This is a genomic window from Pseudomonas sp. JS425 (assembly GCF_018223845.1).
Taxonomy (GTDB): Bacteria; Pseudomonadota; Gammaproteobacteria; order Pseudomonadales; family Pseudomonadaceae; genus Aquipseudomonas; species Aquipseudomonas asiatica.
Window position 1 is genome coordinate 1,744,314 of sequence record NZ_CP073661.1, and the last position, 15,815, is coordinate 1,760,128.

A 15,815-nucleotide genomic window follows, 5' to 3' on the forward strand; every position below is an offset into this window, starting at 1 on the left:
CGACGACCTCTCTGCTTCGAAAAAGAGGTCGATGGTAGTGAATAAATCCTGCGTAGCTGCCTGCCTGGAAAGTGTCCGGATGGCCGTGGAATCGGTGTCCGGATGCTCGTGGAATGAGTGTCCGGATCAGCGTGGAATCACTGTCCGGATGTGCGTGGAATGGGTGTCCGAGTCAGCGTGGAATCCGCAGGTAAATTTCCCGGTAGTAGAAAAAGCCGAACTGAAAGCCCAGGGTTTCGCTGAAGAAATTGCCCGGCTCGGAGAAGCTGTTCTCCAGGTCGATGGCCTGCGCTTTGCCTTGTTGCGGGAGCATCACATTGGCGGCCCACAGGTCCATGTGGGTGACCCCTCGGCAGTGCAGGGCATGCAGCAGTTCGAAGGCGGCCTCGATTACCTGGTGCACCGCTTCGGGCATCCTGCGGATTCTTGCCAACCCGTCTTCGTGGCCAACGAGCAATTCGGTGATAAGGAAAAAGTCCTGCATCAGGCCGAACCTGGAGCGGCTGTAACCGTAGCCGACCAGCCTTGGCACCCGTGCACCGCGGCGACCGGCTTCGCGCGTATTGATCAGTTCCTCGAGAGACCAGTCGTACATGCCGTTGCGCTTGGGCCTTCCGCGTTGCATACGCAGCTTCTTTTTCAGTGAGTCGAGTTTTTCGCGCTTGGTGAACAACTGGCTCTGCACGCAGGCGAGCGGTGCGCTGACCCGTTTGGCGTTGGCGCTTTGCGCGATCAGCTCTTCGAAGGCTTGTCGGGTGTGAGGGGCAATGGGTCCCTGAAGGTGCAGGGTGGTGTCGCGATACCGCAGGGTGTGGGGGTATTCGTCTTGCCAGATCTGTGTGTCGCCAACCACGCTTCATCCTTGCGATATCAAAAAGCCATGCTTCAATGGATCCAATGTTACAGAACTTTCACGTTTTTCCTACAATTTATTGACGTTAGTTAACTTGATTGTATGGTACAGGGCCGCACCGGCGGCCTCTATTGCTCAAGCCTTGGGCGGCTTCTGCGCATCCTGTGCAACGGTAAAATCAGCGAGCGCCTGCACTATCCGCCCACACGCTTTACCATCGCCGTAGGGGTTATGCGCCACGCTCATCTCCCGGTAAGCCCCCTCATCCGTCAGCAACCTGGCCAGCTCACCAGCAATGGAATCCACCTCCGTACCCACCAGCTTCACCGTCCCTGCCGCCACGGCCTCTGGCCGCTCCGTGGTATCGCGCATCACCAGCACCGGTTTGCCCAGTGCCGGTGCTTCCTCCTGAATGCCCCCCGAGTCGGTCAAAATCACATAGGCACGGCTCATCAGATAAACGAACGGCAGGTAATCCAGCGGTTCGATCAGGTAGATATTCCCCACATCCGCCAGCAGCCGGTTGACCGGTTCGCGCACGTTGGGGTTGAGGTGCACCGGGTACAGCACATCCACCTCGGGGAACTGGCGCGCCGTCTGTACCAAAGCCTGGCAGATGCGTTCGAAGCCACCGCCAAAGTTCTCGCGGCGGTGGCCTGTTACCAGCACCATACGGCGGTTGGCAGCCAGGTAATCGAACAGGCGTTCGAACTGGGCTCTCAGCGCTGGGCTCTCCAGTTTGTGCACCACTTCCAGCAGGGCGTCGATCACGGTGTTGCCGGTGGTGAAAATGCTCGACGGGTCGATGCCTTCCCTTAGCAGGTTGTCACGCGAGGTGGCGGTGGGGGCGAAGTGCAGGGCGGCGAGGGTGCCGGTAAGGCGCCGGTTGCCTTCTTCTGGCCAGGGTGAATACAGGTTGTTGGTGCGCAGGCCGGCTTCTACATGGGCGATGGGGATTTGCTGGTAATAGGCCGCCAGGCTGGTGGCAAAGGTGGTTGCGGTGTCGCCATGCACCAGCACCACATCGGGCTTGAATTCGGCCAGGACCGGCTGGATACCCTGCAAAATCCCCGTGGTCACGCCGGTCAGGTCCTGGCCGGGCTTCATGATGTTCAAGTCGTAATCGGGTTGATACCGAACAGTTCCAGTACCTGATCGAGCATTTGCCGGTGTTGGCCGGTTACGCACACGCGCGACTCGAAGCGGGCGTCCTGGGCGAGTTGCAGGGCAAGGGGGGCCATCTTGATGGCTTCTGGACGGGTGCCAAATACGGTGAGGGTCTTGAGGGGCACGGCGGTGATCCTCTTGCTGGACGGGCTGGTACGGGTGGGCCAAAAGGGGCCGGGCAGGCGCGCGGAGACTGGCCTTGTGGACGGGCCGGGAGCGAGGGCAAGCGGCGGGTGGGTGAGGGCATGCAGCTTTGGTCCTTCAAGCAAACGGCTGTCCATTGCTCAAAAAATCTAGCAGTTGGTTCATGTGATGCCAGTTGGCGTAGGTGGGGATGGCCCGCTGGAGAGTGCGGTTGTTCCTGCTCAGGCCTTGTTCACCGGAGGTTGTAGGAATGTGGGCAGGTTTTGCTGTGAATGCGGCATCGGACAAACGGGTATTCGGCTACAGGCCGTGATGCATGGCGCCAATGCTCTCGGGCTGGGGTAGTGGAGGGAAAAGGCGATTGTTTTTTGGGTTGGCAAAGTTGGCTGGGTGATTGATCGATTTGGTAACCATTCGCCGATGATGGTAGCTGTTTCGATGTCGGGTTTGCCGCTAGGGTTGATTGCGCAGCTGAAGGAAACCGGCTGCTGGAAAATGACCAACCCAGGAGTGTTCACCATGCGTAACAACGTTCTGTCGTACTTGCTGCTGCCGCTGTTCGCCAGCCTGTCCTTTTCCCTTAGCGCCGCCCCGGCCAGTACCACGGCGGTGGCCGAGCCGGTGCCGGTGGTAACCCAGCAGCAGGCCCAGCAGCCGCAGCGGCTGGACCTGAACACGGCTGATGCGCTTACTTTGCAGAAGGAGCTGAATGGGATAGGGAAGGCCAAGGCTGAGGCCATAGTGGCCTACCGGGAGGCCAATGGGCCGTTTGCTTCGGTGGATGAGCTGCTGGAGATCAAGGGGATTGGTAATGCGTTGCTGGAGCGTAACCGGGACAAGGTGATGGTGGAATAGGGGGGAGGGGGCTGGGGCTTGTGTCCTGGCCCTGACTTTCATGAAGTAGGTGCTGCAATTGGCTGGTTGACGAGCCTCGTGTAGGAGCGGCCTTGCGTCGCGAAGAGGGCCGCAGAGCGGCCCCCGGGGTTCAGCGGCGTTGCAGGAATAGCTGGGGCTGCTTTGCAGCCCTTTCGCGACGCAAGGCCGCTCCTACAGGGACCGTATCAGCGGGTCAGATCGTGGCAGCGCCAGCGACCAGGGGGCGCTAGCGGTCCTGCGCATCCTTGGCATCCGCTTCGGCATTGCGCTCATGCACCTTGCGCAGCTGTTCTTCGGTCAGTGGCAGTTTTTTTGCGGTGTCGCGCAGCAGCATCAGCCCGCCGACGATCGAGCCGAGGGCTATGATGAGTATCAGCCAGGCATACCAGGGCATTTTCGTTCTCCTTTGCTGGTGATGGGCAGCGCTTGTACAAATGTTGAGCAATTGCCCGTTCCGTTGGTTCAATTATAGGAGCCAGCCACTGTCGGGCCAATTCCGTGACCCGCGGGCCCCAAAGCTTGTGCCACTTCGTTTACAATGCGCGCCGTTTTCGACTTGCCAAGAGACCCTGCCCATGTCCGCCTGCCAGACGCCCCTGATCGTCGCCCTGGATTTCCCTACCCGTGAGGCCGCCCTGAAGCTGGCTGACCAGCTTGACCCTGCGCTGTGCCGGGTGAAGGTTGGCAAGGAGCTGTTCACCAGCAGTGCTTCGGGCATTGTCGAAACCCTGTGCGACAAGGGCTTCGAAGTGTTCCTGGACCTCAAGTTCCACGACATCCCCAACACCACCGCCATGGCGGTGAAGGCCGCGGCCGAGATGGGTGTATGGATGGTGAACGTGCATTGCTCCGGTGGCCTGCGCATGATGGCGGCCTGCCGTGAAGAGCTGGCCAAGCGCAGCGGCCCGCAGCCGTTGCTGATTGGTGTGACCGTGCTGACCAGCATGGAGCGTGAAGACCTGGCCGGCATCGGCCTGGATGTCGACCCGCAAGAGCAGGTGCTGCGCCTGGCGGCGCTGGCCGAGAAGGCTGGCATGGACGGTTTGGTGTGCTCGGCGCTTGAGGCCCCGGCACTGAAGGCGGCGCACCCGTCGCTGCAGCTGGTGACCCCGGGCATTCGCCCGGCAGGCAGTGCGCAGGATGACCAGCGCCGTATCCTCACCCCGCGCCAGGCACTGGATGCAGGTTCGGACTACCTGGTGATCGGCCGCCCGATCAGCCAGGCCGCCGACCCGGCTCAAGCGCTGGCAGCGGTAGTCGCTGAAATACGAGGCTGAACCTGACCAATGAAAAAGGGCTGCGGATGCAGCCCTTTTTCATTTTTGTGTCGTGCTATCAGCCCTGAGCTGTCGACCAGTCGATCCAGCCGAACTGCCAGGTAGCCAGGATCAATAAACCGAAGGCGATGCGGTACCAGGCAAACGTCGCGTAGCTGTGGTTGGCGATGAACTTGAGCAGCGCACGCACGGCGATCATGGCGAAGATGAACGAGGTCACGAAGCCGATGGCGAACACCGGCAGGTCACCGGGCTGGAACAGCTCACGGTACTTGTAACCCGAATACACTGCTGCGCCGACCATGGTCGGCATCGCCAGAAAGAACGAGAACTCGGTGGCCGCCTTGCGCGACAGGCCGAACAGCAGGCCGCCGATGATGGTGGACCCGGAACGCGACGTGCCCGGGATCATTGCCAGGCACTGGACGAAGCCGATCTTCAGGGCATGGCTCCAGCGCATGTCATCGACGTGGTCGACTGCCACGCGGTGGGTACGGCGTTCGGCCCAGAGCATGATTACCCCGCCCACCACCAGTGCAGCCGCCACGGTGATCGGGTTGAACAGGTAGTGGTGAATCAGGTCGGCGAACAGCACGCCCAGCACCACCGCCGGCAGGAACGCCAACAGCAGGTTGCCGGTGAAGCGCCGTGCCGTGGGCTGGCTGGTCAGGCCGAATACCACGTCCAGTATCTTGCCGCGAAACTCCCATACTACCGCCAGGATTGCTGCCAGTTGGATGATGATGTTGAATGCAATCGCGCGTTCACCGCCGAAATCGATCAAATCGGCAACGATGATCTGGTGCCCGGTACTGGAGATTGGTAGAAACTCCGTCAGCCCTTCAACCACTCCCAGGATGAGTGCCTGGAAGGCAGTCCATAAATCCATTGATCCCCCGTTAGAGCCGTGCTGCTTGCCAGGCCCATGCTCTTGATTTAGCTGTGATTGCCGGTTGAGGCAGCGAAGATGTTGGTGCGCGGCGGATGCTACCAGAGCGACGGTGCGAAGACTTGTGCGGGGTTGTAACGGTGTGGAAGCGCCTGCTGTACCGGCCGCTTCCACAAGGGGCTGCGTTGGCACTGTCAGTGCAGCTTGTTCTTGGCCAGTTCGATGTCGTTCATCAGCGCCTTGGCCATCGCCAGCAGGTAATCGGCTGAGCCCAGCAGCTTGTGGTCATCCTCCATGTCGCCTTCGCGCACAAGGTGCTTGATGTAGCCCAGCAGGACGGACACGTGCTCGTAGGCATCATCGATCGGTACGCCGGGTTGTACGCGGAGCAGGTCCAGGGTGGGGTTGCCGGCTTCGAGGAAGGTTTCAAGGCCTGCGGTGAGGATGGGGGAGGGGGTGTTCTTCTTCATGGTGGATCTCCAGTGCGTGACAAGGAGCAACCACCTCGATCTTTCTCACGGACAAAGGTGGCAGCCATTGCGCGGGGTGAGAAACCGGTGCACTGACGCCGGCCAAGCCGAAGCCTGCCCGCGAATGGCTGCCATTGAACAGTAGAGCAGCAGTGCATACAGGTTCTCACACCCGGTCACCAACATGGCGACCCGGTGAAATTAGCCCTGGGGCATTTCCCCGACAATTCAGCTGCTTCTGACCGCTGTGTAGGATAGTTCGCTTGCTGCTTCGAACTGAAGCGGTGGGGGCGAGGTTCAGGAAAGTCTGACGATTCTGGGGGCTGACAGGTGTACGCCTCAAGTGTTGTAGCGCCTGTTAGATCGAGCGCCGCCCGCGCGGCGCTTCGCAGCACAAGGCTGCTCGAGGGTGTCAGAAATTTTGTGTTCGGGCATAACATGAGTAAGAGGTGCATGTATGCCAACCAAAAAGAAACCCCTGCGTGACCTGCCCAAAATCCCCAAAGAGCTGCTGGAGCAGTTCGGTGAGGGTTTGATGACCGCAGAAGCTATCGAGGATGCCTCTGCGGCGTTCAAAAAGGCCCTGATTGAGCGAGCTCTGCATGCCGAGCTCGGCCACCACCTGGGTTATCCGCCGGGCGCGCAGCGCCCAGAGGATGAAACCAACCAGCGTAACGGTAAGAGTGGCAAGACGGTTTTGACCGGCGATGGCCCTCTTCGTTTGGAAATTCCCCGAGATCGAGACGGCAGCTTTGCACCCATTCTGATCCCTAAGCACGAGCGGCGGTACACCGGCTTCGATGACAAGATCATCGCCATGTACGCCCGAGGCATGACGGTCAGAGAGATCCGAGCCTTTCTGTCCGAGCAGTATGGAACCGACGTTTCGCCCGATTTCATCAGCTCTGTGACAGATGAGGTCATGGAGGAGATTGGCGCGTGGCAACAGCGACCACTGGAGCCGATGTACCCGGTCATTTTCTTCGATGCGCTGCGGGTGAAGATTCGCGAAGAAGGCCTGGTGCGCAACAAGGCCATTTACCTGGCACTGGGCGTTCTACCCGACGGGACGCGCGATATCTTGGGCATCTGGATCGAGAACACCGAGGGTGCGAAGTTCTGGATGAAGGTCTTTAACGATCTCAAGACGCGTGGTGTCGAAGATGTGCTGATTGCCGTGACCGATGGTCTCAAAGGCATGCCAGAGGCCCTCAGCGCCGTGTTTCCAGAGACGACGCTGCAGACGTGCATCGTGCACCTGATCCGCAACAGCCTCGACTTCGCGGCCTGGGACAAGCGGCGGGCTCTGGCCAAGGAGCTGAAGCCGATTTACCAAGCCATCAATGCTGAAGCGGCTGAGCAAGCACTCGATGAATTTGAAAGCGGGCCGTGGGGCGAGAAATATCCAACGGTGGTGGCTGCCTGGAGACGCGCCTGGGATCGAGTGATTCCATTTTTCGTCTTCCCTCCGGCCATCAGGAAGGTGATTTACACTACCAACGCCATCGAGAGCATCAACGCCCAACTACGCAAGGTCATCAAGACTCGCGGGCATTTCCCGAATGATGACGCAGCGACCAAACTGATTTGGCTGGGATTGCGCAACATAACAGCCAATTGGGGAAAACCGGCCCATGATTGGAAAAGCGCGATGAATCAATTTGCGATTCTGTACGGAGATCGGTTCATCAGGCCAACCTGGTGAAAATCAGGGCCTGCCTGGCGGCAGGCCATTACCGGCCCGAACACAAAAAAACTGACAGTCCCGGCTGCTCCTACATCTGTTTCGGGCCAGTAACGCCTGTGCCTGCGCGCGCGACCGCCTTGTTTGTCCGACACGATATTGAGGTGGACGCCAAAGGGTCGCGCGCCTCTGTCACAGGAAAAATTGGCCCGAAACAGATGTAGGAGCAGCCTTGTGCTGCGAAGCGCCGCGCGGGCGGCGCTCGATCTCACAGGCGCTGCAAAACCCAAGGCAGGCACCTGGAAGCCCAACCGCAATCCCCAATCAAACCTTCAGCACCAACTTGCCAAAGTTCTCCCCACTGAACAGCTTCAGCAAGGTCTCGGGGAAGGTCTCCAGCCCTTCCACCACATCCTCCTTGCTCTTCACCTGCCCGCTGGCCAGCCACCCGGCAATCTCCAGCGCGGCCTTGCCGTAATCCTTGGCGTAATCCATCACCACGAAGCCTTCCATGCGCGCGCGGTTCACCAGCAACGACAGGTAGTTGGCCGGGCCTTTCACCGCTTCCTTGTTGTTGTACTGGCTGATCGCGCCGCAAATCACGATGCGTGCCTTGAAGTTGATGCGGGTCAGCACGGCGTCGAGGATGTCGCCGCCGACGTTGTCGAAGTACACGTCCACGCCTTTGGGGCATTCGCGCTTCAGGCCGGCCAGCACGTCTTCGGCCTTGTAGTCGATCACCCCATCAAAGCCCAGTTCGTCCTTCAGGTACTGGCACTTCTCGGCGCCGCCGGCAATGCCGACCACGCGGCAGCCTTTGATCTTGGCAATTTGCCCGACAATGCTGCCCACCGCGCCAGCCGCGCCGGAAATGACCACGGTGTCACCGGCCTTGGGCTGGCCGACGTCCAGCAGGGCGAAGTAGGCGGTCATGCCGGTCATGCCCAGCGCCGACAGATAGCGGGGCAGGGGCGCCAGGTTGGGGTCGATCTTGTGCAGGCCCTGGGGTTCGCCAGTGAAGTAGTCCTGCACGCCAAGGGCGCCGCTTACATGGTCGCCCGGCTTGTAGGCGGGGTGGTTGGAGGCAACCACTTCGCCAACACCCAGCGCGCGCATCACCTGGCCCAGGGCCACGGGCGGGATGTAGGACTTGCCTTCGTTCATCCAGCCGCGCATGGCCGGGTCCAGCGACAGGTACAGGTTGCGCACCAGCACCTGGCCTTCGCCGGGTTGTTCGGCGGGCACGGTCTCGAAGCTGAAGTCGTCACGGCTCACGGCGCCGACCGGGCGTTTGGCGAGCAGGAAGCGGCGGTTGGTGTTGGTCATGGCGGGTCCTTGTGGGCAATGGAAGGGGGAGGCGTCAAATCTACCCTGTTGATGTAGGCAGGTCCTTAACATCACTGACAAGCATGGTAGCCCAACCGGTGGGGTGATGATGCTGCCCGGGCGGGTGGTGGCTGACTATGCTCTGAACCCCACCAAGCACGCTTTGGAGCACGCGATGAGCATGACCTTTTCCGGCCAGGTAGCCCTGGTCACCGGCGGCGCCGCCGGCATCGGCCGGGCAACCGCCCTGGCTTTCGCCCAGGAGGGCCTGAAGGTGGTGGTGGCCGACCTCGACCCGGCCGGTGGCGAGGCCACTGTGGCCCTGATCCACGCTGCGGGCGGGGAGGCGCTGTTCATTGCCTGCGACGTTACTCGTGACGCCGAGGTGCGCCAACTGCACGAGCGCCTGATCGCTGCCTATGGCCGGCTGGACTATGCCTACAACAACGCAGGTATCGAGATAGAGCAGGGCCGCCTGGCCGAGGGCAGCGAGGCGGAGTTCGATGCCATCATGGGCGTCAACGTGAAGGGTGTGTGGCTGTGCATGAAGTACCAGCTGCCGTTGCTGTTGGCCCAGGGCGGTGGGGCCATCGTCAATACCGCTTCGGTGGCGGGCTTGGGCGCGGCGCCGAAGATGAGCATCTACAGCGCCTCGAAGCACGCGGTGATCGGCCTGACCAAGTCGGCGGCCATCGAATACGCCAGGAAGGGCATCCGGGTGAATGCGGTGTGCCCGGCGGTGATCGACACCGACATGTTCCGCCGCGCCTATGAGGCCGACCCACGCAAGGCCGAGTTTGCCGCTGCCATGCATCCGGTGGGGCGCATTGGCAAGGTCGAGGAAATTGCCAGTGCCGTGCTGTACCTGTGCAGTGATGGCGCAGCGTTCACTACAGGGCATTGCCTGGCGGCGGATGGTGGGGCTACGGCGATCTGAGCCGAAACCGCGTGGCCTTCTTCGCGGGCTTGCCCGCTCCCACAGGTACCCCGCTGCCCTCAGGTCCTGTGATGTCTCTGTGGGAGCGGGCAAGCCCGCGAAGAGGCCCTGGCAGACCACCACAATGCCAGCCCAACAACAACACATCCCACCACCAACACTTCACCAAATACCAGTAAGGCCAGCTGTGACCCTAACCGGTCACTCAGCAGCCCGGTAAAGATCACCGGCAGGCTGAACCCCAGATACGCCAACAGGAAGAACCCGGCACTGGCCCGTGTCTTCTCGTTGCCGGCGAGCTGGTTCACCGCTGCCAGCCCGCCCAGGTAGATAAACCCGTAGCACGCACTGCTGGCCGCCACCGCACCCAGCAATACCGCGCCCAGTTGGCCGCTGTCCGCACCCCAGGCCAGCACGGCATAGCTGCACGGCAATATCACCAGCCCCAGCAGCGTGGCCGTACGGCTGCGCAGGTGCCGTGCCATGGGCTGGAACAACAACCCGCAGCTGATCACGCAAAAGGTCGAGAACCCTGACCAGGCGCTAAGCCCATGCTGGCGCAGGATGCCCGGCAGCAGGGCGATCACCAGCCCCACGCAGGCCCAAGCCAGCAAAATGGCCAGGCCATAGGCCACGCTGCCACGCGGATAGCAGGGCAGCCGCAGCATGGGGTTGCGTTTTGCCGGGCGTGGGTCCGGCAGGCGCCATACCAGCAGCATGGCCAGCGCCGCCAGCAGCAGTTGCAGGTGGAAACTGCCCGGGGTCAGGCTGGGGCCGCGCAGCAGGAACAGGCTAGTCAGCGCCGCGCCCAGGCCAAAGCCCAGCGAGGTGCTGGCGGTAACCCAGTTGGCGGCGCGGGTGTTGTCCGCGCTGCCCATCAGTTCACCCATGTAGGCGGTGGCCGTGGCCGAGGCCAGGCCGGTACCCAGGCCGAGGAACAGCCGGGCGAGGCCCAGGGTTTGCAGGCTGGGGGCCAGCAGCATCAGCACGGTGGCGACCATCGACAGGGCCAGTGCGGCGAGCACCAATGGCCGGCGCCCAACCCGGTCGGCCAGTCCGCCCAGGGCCAGCAGTACGGGTAGCACGCCGAGCACGTAGCCGGAGAAAGCTACTGCGGTGGCGGCGGCGCCTTGGCCGGAGAGTTCGGCATAGGTGATGTACAGCGGGGCCTGCAGGTTGACCGCCAGGGTGATGAGGCAGAGGGCGAAGGCCAGGCGGGCCGGGCCTGTTCACTCTGATGCCAGCCCATTCCGATCACCAGACACACCGCCAACCCTTTTATGCTTAACTGTTCGCTCAAAACCAGCGAACACTTGCCCCATGCACTTGCCCCTCGACCGCACCAGCCCCACCCCGCTGGTGCAGCAACTCACCGACCACCTGCAAACCTGGATCGGCCAGCAACGCCTGCGCCCCGGCGCGCGCCTGCCGTCGATTCGGGCTTTGGCCCGCAGCCAGGCGGTCAGTGCGTCGTGCGTGATCGAAGCCTACGACCGCCTGGTCGCCAACGGCTGGCTGGAGGCCCGTCACGGCACCGGCTTTTTCGTCGCCGAGCGCAAACCCGGCCTGGCCGTGGAAGACGCCCAACCCTGGGGCGAGGCCAGCGACGGCAGCTGGCGGCAGTTTCGCGAGGGCCATGACGAATTGCTCAAGCTGGGCTGCGGCTGGCTACCCAGCAGTTGGCGCGCGGCCACCGAGCTGGCCCAGGCAGTGCGCCAGGTAAGCCGTGGCAATCCGCAGGACCTGTTCGACTATTGCCCACCCCTGGGCCTGGCCAGCCTGCGCCAACAGCTGCACAAGCGCCTGGCGCAGCTGGGCATCGCCGCCGGCCCCGAACGTATCCTCACCACCCACGGCGCCAGCCACGGCCTGGACCTGCTGGTGCGCACCCTGCTGCGCCCGGGCGACACGGTCCTTGTGGAAAACCCCGGCTACTACAACCTGTACAACCTGCTGCGCCAACACCAGGTGCGCATGCTGCCGGTGCCGCGCACCGCCGAAGGCCCGGACCTGGCGGCCCTCGAAGCGCTGTTGGCGGCGCACAAGCCGCGCTGCCTGTTCATCAACAGCCTGTACCACAACCCCACCGGCACCAGCCTGACGCCGAAGGTGGCCTACTGCCTGCTGGAACTGGCCCGCGAGCACGACCTGCGCATCATCGAGGACGATATCTACGCCGACTTCCAGGAAGGCCCCGTCACGCGCCTGGCCACCCTCGACAGCGAGCAGCGAGTAATCTACATGGCCAGTTTCTCGAAAACCCTCAGCAGCTCGTTGCGGGTCGGCTACCTGGTCGCCGACCCGGTGTTGTTGGCGCGTCTGGCCGAATTCAAGATGGTCAGCGGCATCGGCACTTCGCGCTTTGCCGAGCAGGTGGTGGGGCAGATGCTGGCCAACGGTAGTTACCGCAAGAGCGTGCAGCGCCTGCGCGTGCGCCTGGGGCAGCACATGGCCAGGCTGCTCGGCCAGCTGGAGCAGGCTGGCTGGCAGGTGTTCTGCGAACCCTACGGCGGCATGTTCGTCTGGGCCCGGGTGCCAGGCCGCGATTTTGCCAGCCTGGAGCGCCTTGCACTGGAACACGACGTGCTGCTCACCACCGGCAGCGCCTTCGATTACCAGGGCGCGGCCAGCGCCTGGCTGCGCATCAATGTCGCTTACGGGCAGGACTCCCGCGCCCAGGCCTTCCTTCAGCACGCAGGGCGACCTCTGCCAAGCTGATAGCGACACGCTCATAGCTATTTGACACTATTCTGACGTCAGGCCCTTGTTCATCGGCTGGCAACGTTGCCACCCTTGGCCTTCGGGATAACCTCGCACGCAGAAGGGGGAATCGGCATGGGCACGAGCAAGCACGGTGTGCTGGCGAACCTGGGCATGGCACGCAAACTCGGCTTGGGCTTTGCCCTGGTGCTGGTGCTGACCCTGGCGGTGGCCGGCATTGGCATTGCCGCGTTGCACAGCGTTGGCCAGCGCTTCGACAGCTTGCGCCAGCTGGCCCAGTTCAATACTGACCTGCTGCGCTTGCGCCAGCACGAGCAGGCATTTGCCCTGCGGTCCGACCTGCAGCAGGCCGAGGCCTTGCGCAGCGGCTTGCAGGGCCTGGTCGAACGCGCCCGTGGCCTGCCGGCGCTGGCGGCGGCGGAAACCGACCTGGCAGCCTATGGCCAGGCGTTTGAGGCCTTTGTCGAGGCGGTGCAGGCCAAGGAGCTGGCGCTGGACATGGCCAGTTGGTCGGTGTCCAGCGTGGCCAATAACCTCGACGTACTGCAGGCCGGCCTGGCCGATGATGGCGTGTATACCCTCAAGCAGTCCCAGGGCCAGCAGGGCGGCGCGTTCCTCGAGCAGGCCACGCAGGTGGCGCAGGTGTCGCGGCTGATGCTGCAGGCCATGGACGAAGCGCGGGTACGCCTGGAAAAAAGCCGCAAGGGCGAAGAGGGCGTCAGCCAGGAACGCATCGCCCAGACTGTAGAGGCCGCCAGCCTGGTCAGCCAGTTGCAGGGCGCTGTCAGCGATGCCGGCTACCAGAGTGTGTTGGGCGAAGTGGCGGGGCACATTGGCAGCTTCTCGGAAAAGCTTAACGAATACACGGACCAACTGGCCCGCGAGCAGGGCTTGAAGGCGCAGTTGCAGGCCAGTGCCGAGCAAGTCACCAACCGGGTCGACCAGGCTTATCTGGGGCAGGAGCAGGCCTTGCAGGGCGAACTTCAACGCAATGCCGTGGCCATCGGCCTGGCTACCGCATTGGCGCTGCTGGTAGGTGTGCTGGCAGCCTGGCTGATCACCCGCGCCGTGGTCGGGCCGCTCAAGCATGTGATTGCCCGCGCCCAGCGCATCGCTGCCGGCGAGCTGAGCTTCGACGCCCAGGCACCACGCCGTGACGAAGTAGGGCAGTTGATGCAGGCCATGCAGCAGATGGCGGCGGGCCTGTCGGGAATTGTCAGCGGTTTGCAGCAGGGCATCGAGCAACTGGCCGGCAATGCGCAGGCGCTGTCGGCGGTGACCGAACAGACCAACCGCGAGGTGGGCAGCCAGAAGGAAGAGACCGAGCAGGTGGCCACCGCCATGCAGCAGATGACCGCCACCGTGAACGATGTGGCGCGTAATGCCGAGGAGGCGGCGCAGGCGGCCCAGGCTGCGGATGAGAAGGTTGATTCCGGGCAGCAGGTGGTGCGCCAGAGCATGCAGCGCATCGAGCAACTGGCGTCGGCGGCGGAGACGGCCAGCGCCGGTATCGACAGCCTCAGTGCCGAGATCCACACCATTGGCGACGTGCTGGAAGTGATCAAGAGCGTGGCTGAGCAGACCAACCTGTTGGCGCTGAATGCTGCTATCGAAGCCGCCCGCGCGGGTGAACAGGGGCGTGGCTTTGCCGTGGTCGCTGACGAGGTGCGTGCGTTGGCGCGGCGTACCCGGCAGTCTACCGAGCAGATCGAGACCTTGGTCGCCAGCCTGCGCGGCAATGCCCAGCAGTCGGTGGCGCAGATTCGCGGCAGTACCGAGCTGGTGCGTTTGGCGGTGGCCGATGCGCTGCAGACCGAAAGCGCGCTGGGCAGCATTGCGGCGGCGGTGTCATTGATTCAGCAGATGAACCAGCAGATTGCCGCGGCGGCCGAGCAGCAGAGCTCGGTGGCGGAAGAGATCAGCCGCAGCGTCACGCAGATCCGTGGTAGTGCCGATCAGGCGGCGTTGGCGATGCAGGACAATGCCCGGTCGAGTATCGAGCTGGCGCAGCTGGGTACCGACCTGAAGGGGATGGTGGGGCATTTCAGGTTGTGATCTGGACCTGGGGCTTGTGTTGCCTGTACCGGCCCCTTCGCGGGTAAACCCGCTCCCACAGGAATACCACAATGCTGAATATTGTGTGATCCCTGTGGGAGCGGGTTTACCCGCGAAGAGGCCAGTACAGGCAACAAATACCTTCAGGCCCTGCGCGGGTTGAGGATCATCAAGGCCAGTACCCCCGCCACAATCCCCCAGAACGCCGAACCAATCGAGAACAAGGTCAGCCCCGAAGCGGTAACCATGAAGGTAATCACCGCCGCCTCCCGCTCGCGCGCTTCGCTCATTGCCACGGTCAGCCCGTTCATGATCGAGCCGAACAGCGCCAGCGCCGCAATCGACAGCACCAGTTCTTTTGGCAGCGCCGCAAACAGCGCCGCCAAGGTCGCGCCGAACACCCCGGCAATGCCATAAAAAATCCCGCACCACACCGCCGCGGTATAACGCTTGGCCGGGTCTTCATGGGCATGCGGCCCGGTGCAGATTGCCGCGCTGATCGCCGCCAGGTTGACCCCGTGCGAGCCGAACGGTGCCAGGAGCAGCGAGGCAAAGCCGGTGGCCGAGATCAGCGGCGAGGCCGGCACCTGGTAGCCGTCGGCGCGCAGCACGGCCACACCCGGCATGTTCTGCGAGGTCATCGCCACCACGAACAGCGGAATGCCAATGCTGATGGTCGCCGCCAGCGAGAAGCTTGGCGTGGTCCACACCGGCGTGGCCACTTCCAGCCGGAAGCCGCTGAAGTCCAGCAGGCCCAGGGCGCCGGACAGCGCCGTACCCACCAATAGCGCGGCCAGCACGCAGTAACGCGGCGACAGGCGTTTGACCAGCAGGTAGCTGAAGAACATGCCCAGTACCAGCAGGGTGCGATGCTGGGCGGCAACGAAGATTTCGCTGCCGATCTTGAACAGGATACCCGCCAGCAGCGCCGAGGCCAGCGAGGCCGGGATGCGCTTGACCAGGCGCTCGAAACTGCCGGTCAGGCCACAGATCAGCACCAGCACGGCACAGGTGATGTAGGCGCCGATCGCTTCGCCATAGCTGACCCCGCCCAGGCTGGTGATCAGCAAGGCGGCGCCGGGGGTGGACCAGGCCACGGTAATCGGTGTGCGGTAACGCAGCGACAGGCCGATGCTGCACACCGCCATGCCGATCGACAACGCCCAGATCCATGAGGAAATCTGCGCGGTGGTCAGCCCGGCTGCCTGGCCGGCCTGGAACATCAGCACCAGCGAGCTGGTATAGCCGGTGAGCATGGCGATGAAGCCGGCGACCACCGCCGACGGGGAGCTGTCTGCCAGGGGCCGCAGGCGTACGGAAGTGGCATCGGTCATGAACAAAATCCTTGTAAAGGTGTAAGCAGTTTTTTCAGACTACAGCGAGCAAGGTTGATCCTTGCCATACAGCGGCCATTGC

At 62.9% G+C, this 15,815-nt stretch carries 13 protein-coding genes and 1 pseudogene; 6 read left to right on the forward strand and 8 right to left on the reverse strand.

Annotation, left to right across the window (positions count from 1 at the left end):
* Positions 1–172 precede the first annotated feature (172 nt).
* Both KDB76_RS08005 and wecB read right to left on the reverse strand, forming a co-directional pair.
* Entirely contained in the window at positions 173–853 is a 681-nt protein-coding gene (locus KDB76_RS08005) for a lipopolysaccharide kinase InaA family protein (protein ID WP_080708139.1), read from the reverse strand.
* Positions 854–988: 135 nt separating this feature from the next.
* Positions 989–2,145: pseudogene (gene wecB / locus KDB76_RS08010) on the reverse strand (UDP-N-acetylglucosamine 2-epimerase (non-hydrolyzing)).
* Between the two features lie 538 nt (positions 2,146–2,683).
* Between wecB and KDB76_RS08015 the strand changes: the two are divergent.
* Positions 2,684–3,019: a ComEA family DNA-binding protein gene (locus KDB76_RS08015; RefSeq protein WP_024086485.1), complete on the forward strand. Its 336-nt coding sequence runs from the start codon at positions 2,684–2,686 to the stop codon at positions 3,017–3,019.
* A 247-nt stretch (positions 3,020–3,266) separates the two neighbouring features.
* On the opposite strand, the gene KDB76_RS08020 is transcribed toward KDB76_RS08015, so the two are convergent.
* Positions 3,267–3,434 carry a DUF2897 family protein gene (locus tag KDB76_RS08020; RefSeq protein ID WP_010952850.1) on the reverse strand — a complete coding sequence of 56 codons (168 nt, stop codon included), beginning with the start codon at positions 3,432–3,434 and terminating at the stop codon, positions 3,267–3,269.
* Positions 3,435–3,615: 181 nt separating this feature from the next.
* On the opposite strand from KDB76_RS08020, the gene pyrF reads away from it, so the two are divergent.
* Entirely contained in the window at positions 3,616–4,317 is a 702-nt protein-coding gene (pyrF, locus tag KDB76_RS08025) for an orotidine-5'-phosphate decarboxylase (protein ID WP_010952851.1), read from the forward strand.
* A gap of 58 nt (positions 4,318–4,375) precedes the next feature.
* Here the strand turns inward: pyrF and KDB76_RS08030 are convergent, their stop codons facing one another.
* Both KDB76_RS08030 and KDB76_RS08035 read right to left on the reverse strand, forming a co-directional pair.
* On the reverse strand, positions 4,376–5,206 hold the full coding sequence (locus KDB76_RS08030) for an undecaprenyl-diphosphate phosphatase (protein WP_038409082.1): 831 nt from the start codon (positions 5,204–5,206) through the stop codon (positions 4,376–4,378).
* 194 nt (positions 5,207–5,400) lie between these two features.
* The gene (locus KDB76_RS08035; RefSeq protein ID WP_038409084.1) at positions 5,401–5,676 is read right to left on the reverse strand and encodes a DUF3077 domain-containing protein; all 276 of its coding nucleotides are present in this window, start codon (positions 5,674–5,676) and stop codon (positions 5,401–5,403) included.
* Between the two features lie 457 nt (positions 5,677–6,133).
* On the opposite strand from KDB76_RS08035, the gene KDB76_RS08040 reads away from it, so the two are divergent.
* Entirely contained in the window at positions 6,134–7,381 is a 1,248-nt protein-coding gene (locus KDB76_RS08040; protein WP_013970710.1) for an IS256 family transposase, read from the forward strand.
* Positions 7,382–7,684: 303 nt separating this feature from the next.
* Here KDB76_RS08040 and KDB76_RS08045 read toward each other — a convergent pair whose 3' ends face one another.
* On the reverse strand, positions 7,685–8,686 hold the full coding sequence (locus tag KDB76_RS08045) for an NADP-dependent oxidoreductase (protein ID WP_038409086.1): 1,002 nt from the start codon (positions 8,684–8,686) through the stop codon (positions 7,685–7,687).
* A 175-nt stretch (positions 8,687–8,861) separates the two neighbouring features.
* On the opposite strand from KDB76_RS08045, the gene KDB76_RS08050 reads away from it, so the two are divergent.
* Positions 8,862–9,623, forward strand: coding sequence for an SDR family oxidoreductase (locus tag KDB76_RS08050; RefSeq protein ID WP_038410373.1), 762 nt, complete (start codon positions 8,862–8,864; stop codon positions 9,621–9,623).
* A 59-nt stretch (positions 9,624–9,682) separates the two neighbouring features.
* Here the strand turns inward: KDB76_RS08050 and KDB76_RS08055 are convergent, their stop codons facing one another.
* Positions 9,683–10,837 (reverse strand): MFS transporter, encoded by a 1,155-nt coding sequence (locus KDB76_RS08055; protein WP_038409088.1) that lies wholly within the window; start codon positions 10,835–10,837, stop codon positions 9,683–9,685.
* 106 nt (positions 10,838–10,943) lie between these two features.
* On the opposite strand from KDB76_RS08055, the gene KDB76_RS08060 reads away from it, so the two are divergent.
* Both KDB76_RS08060 and KDB76_RS08065 read left to right on the forward strand, forming a co-directional pair.
* Positions 10,944–12,341 carry a PLP-dependent aminotransferase family protein gene (locus tag KDB76_RS08060; protein ID WP_038409089.1) on the forward strand — a complete coding sequence of 466 codons (1,398 nt, stop codon included), beginning with the start codon at positions 10,944–10,946 and terminating at the stop codon, positions 12,339–12,341.
* Between the two features lie 117 nt (positions 12,342–12,458).
* Positions 12,459–14,399 (forward strand): methyl-accepting chemotaxis protein, encoded by a 1,941-nt coding sequence (locus tag KDB76_RS08065; RefSeq protein WP_038409091.1) that lies wholly within the window; start codon positions 12,459–12,461, stop codon positions 14,397–14,399.
* Between the two features lie 143 nt (positions 14,400–14,542).
* On the opposite strand, the gene KDB76_RS08070 is transcribed toward KDB76_RS08065, so the two are convergent.
* Positions 14,543–15,733: a benzoate/H(+) symporter BenE family transporter gene (locus tag KDB76_RS08070; RefSeq protein ID WP_038409093.1), complete on the reverse strand. Its 1,191-nt coding sequence runs from the start codon at positions 15,731–15,733 to the stop codon at positions 14,543–14,545.
* Positions 15,734–15,815: the final 82 nt, after the last annotated feature.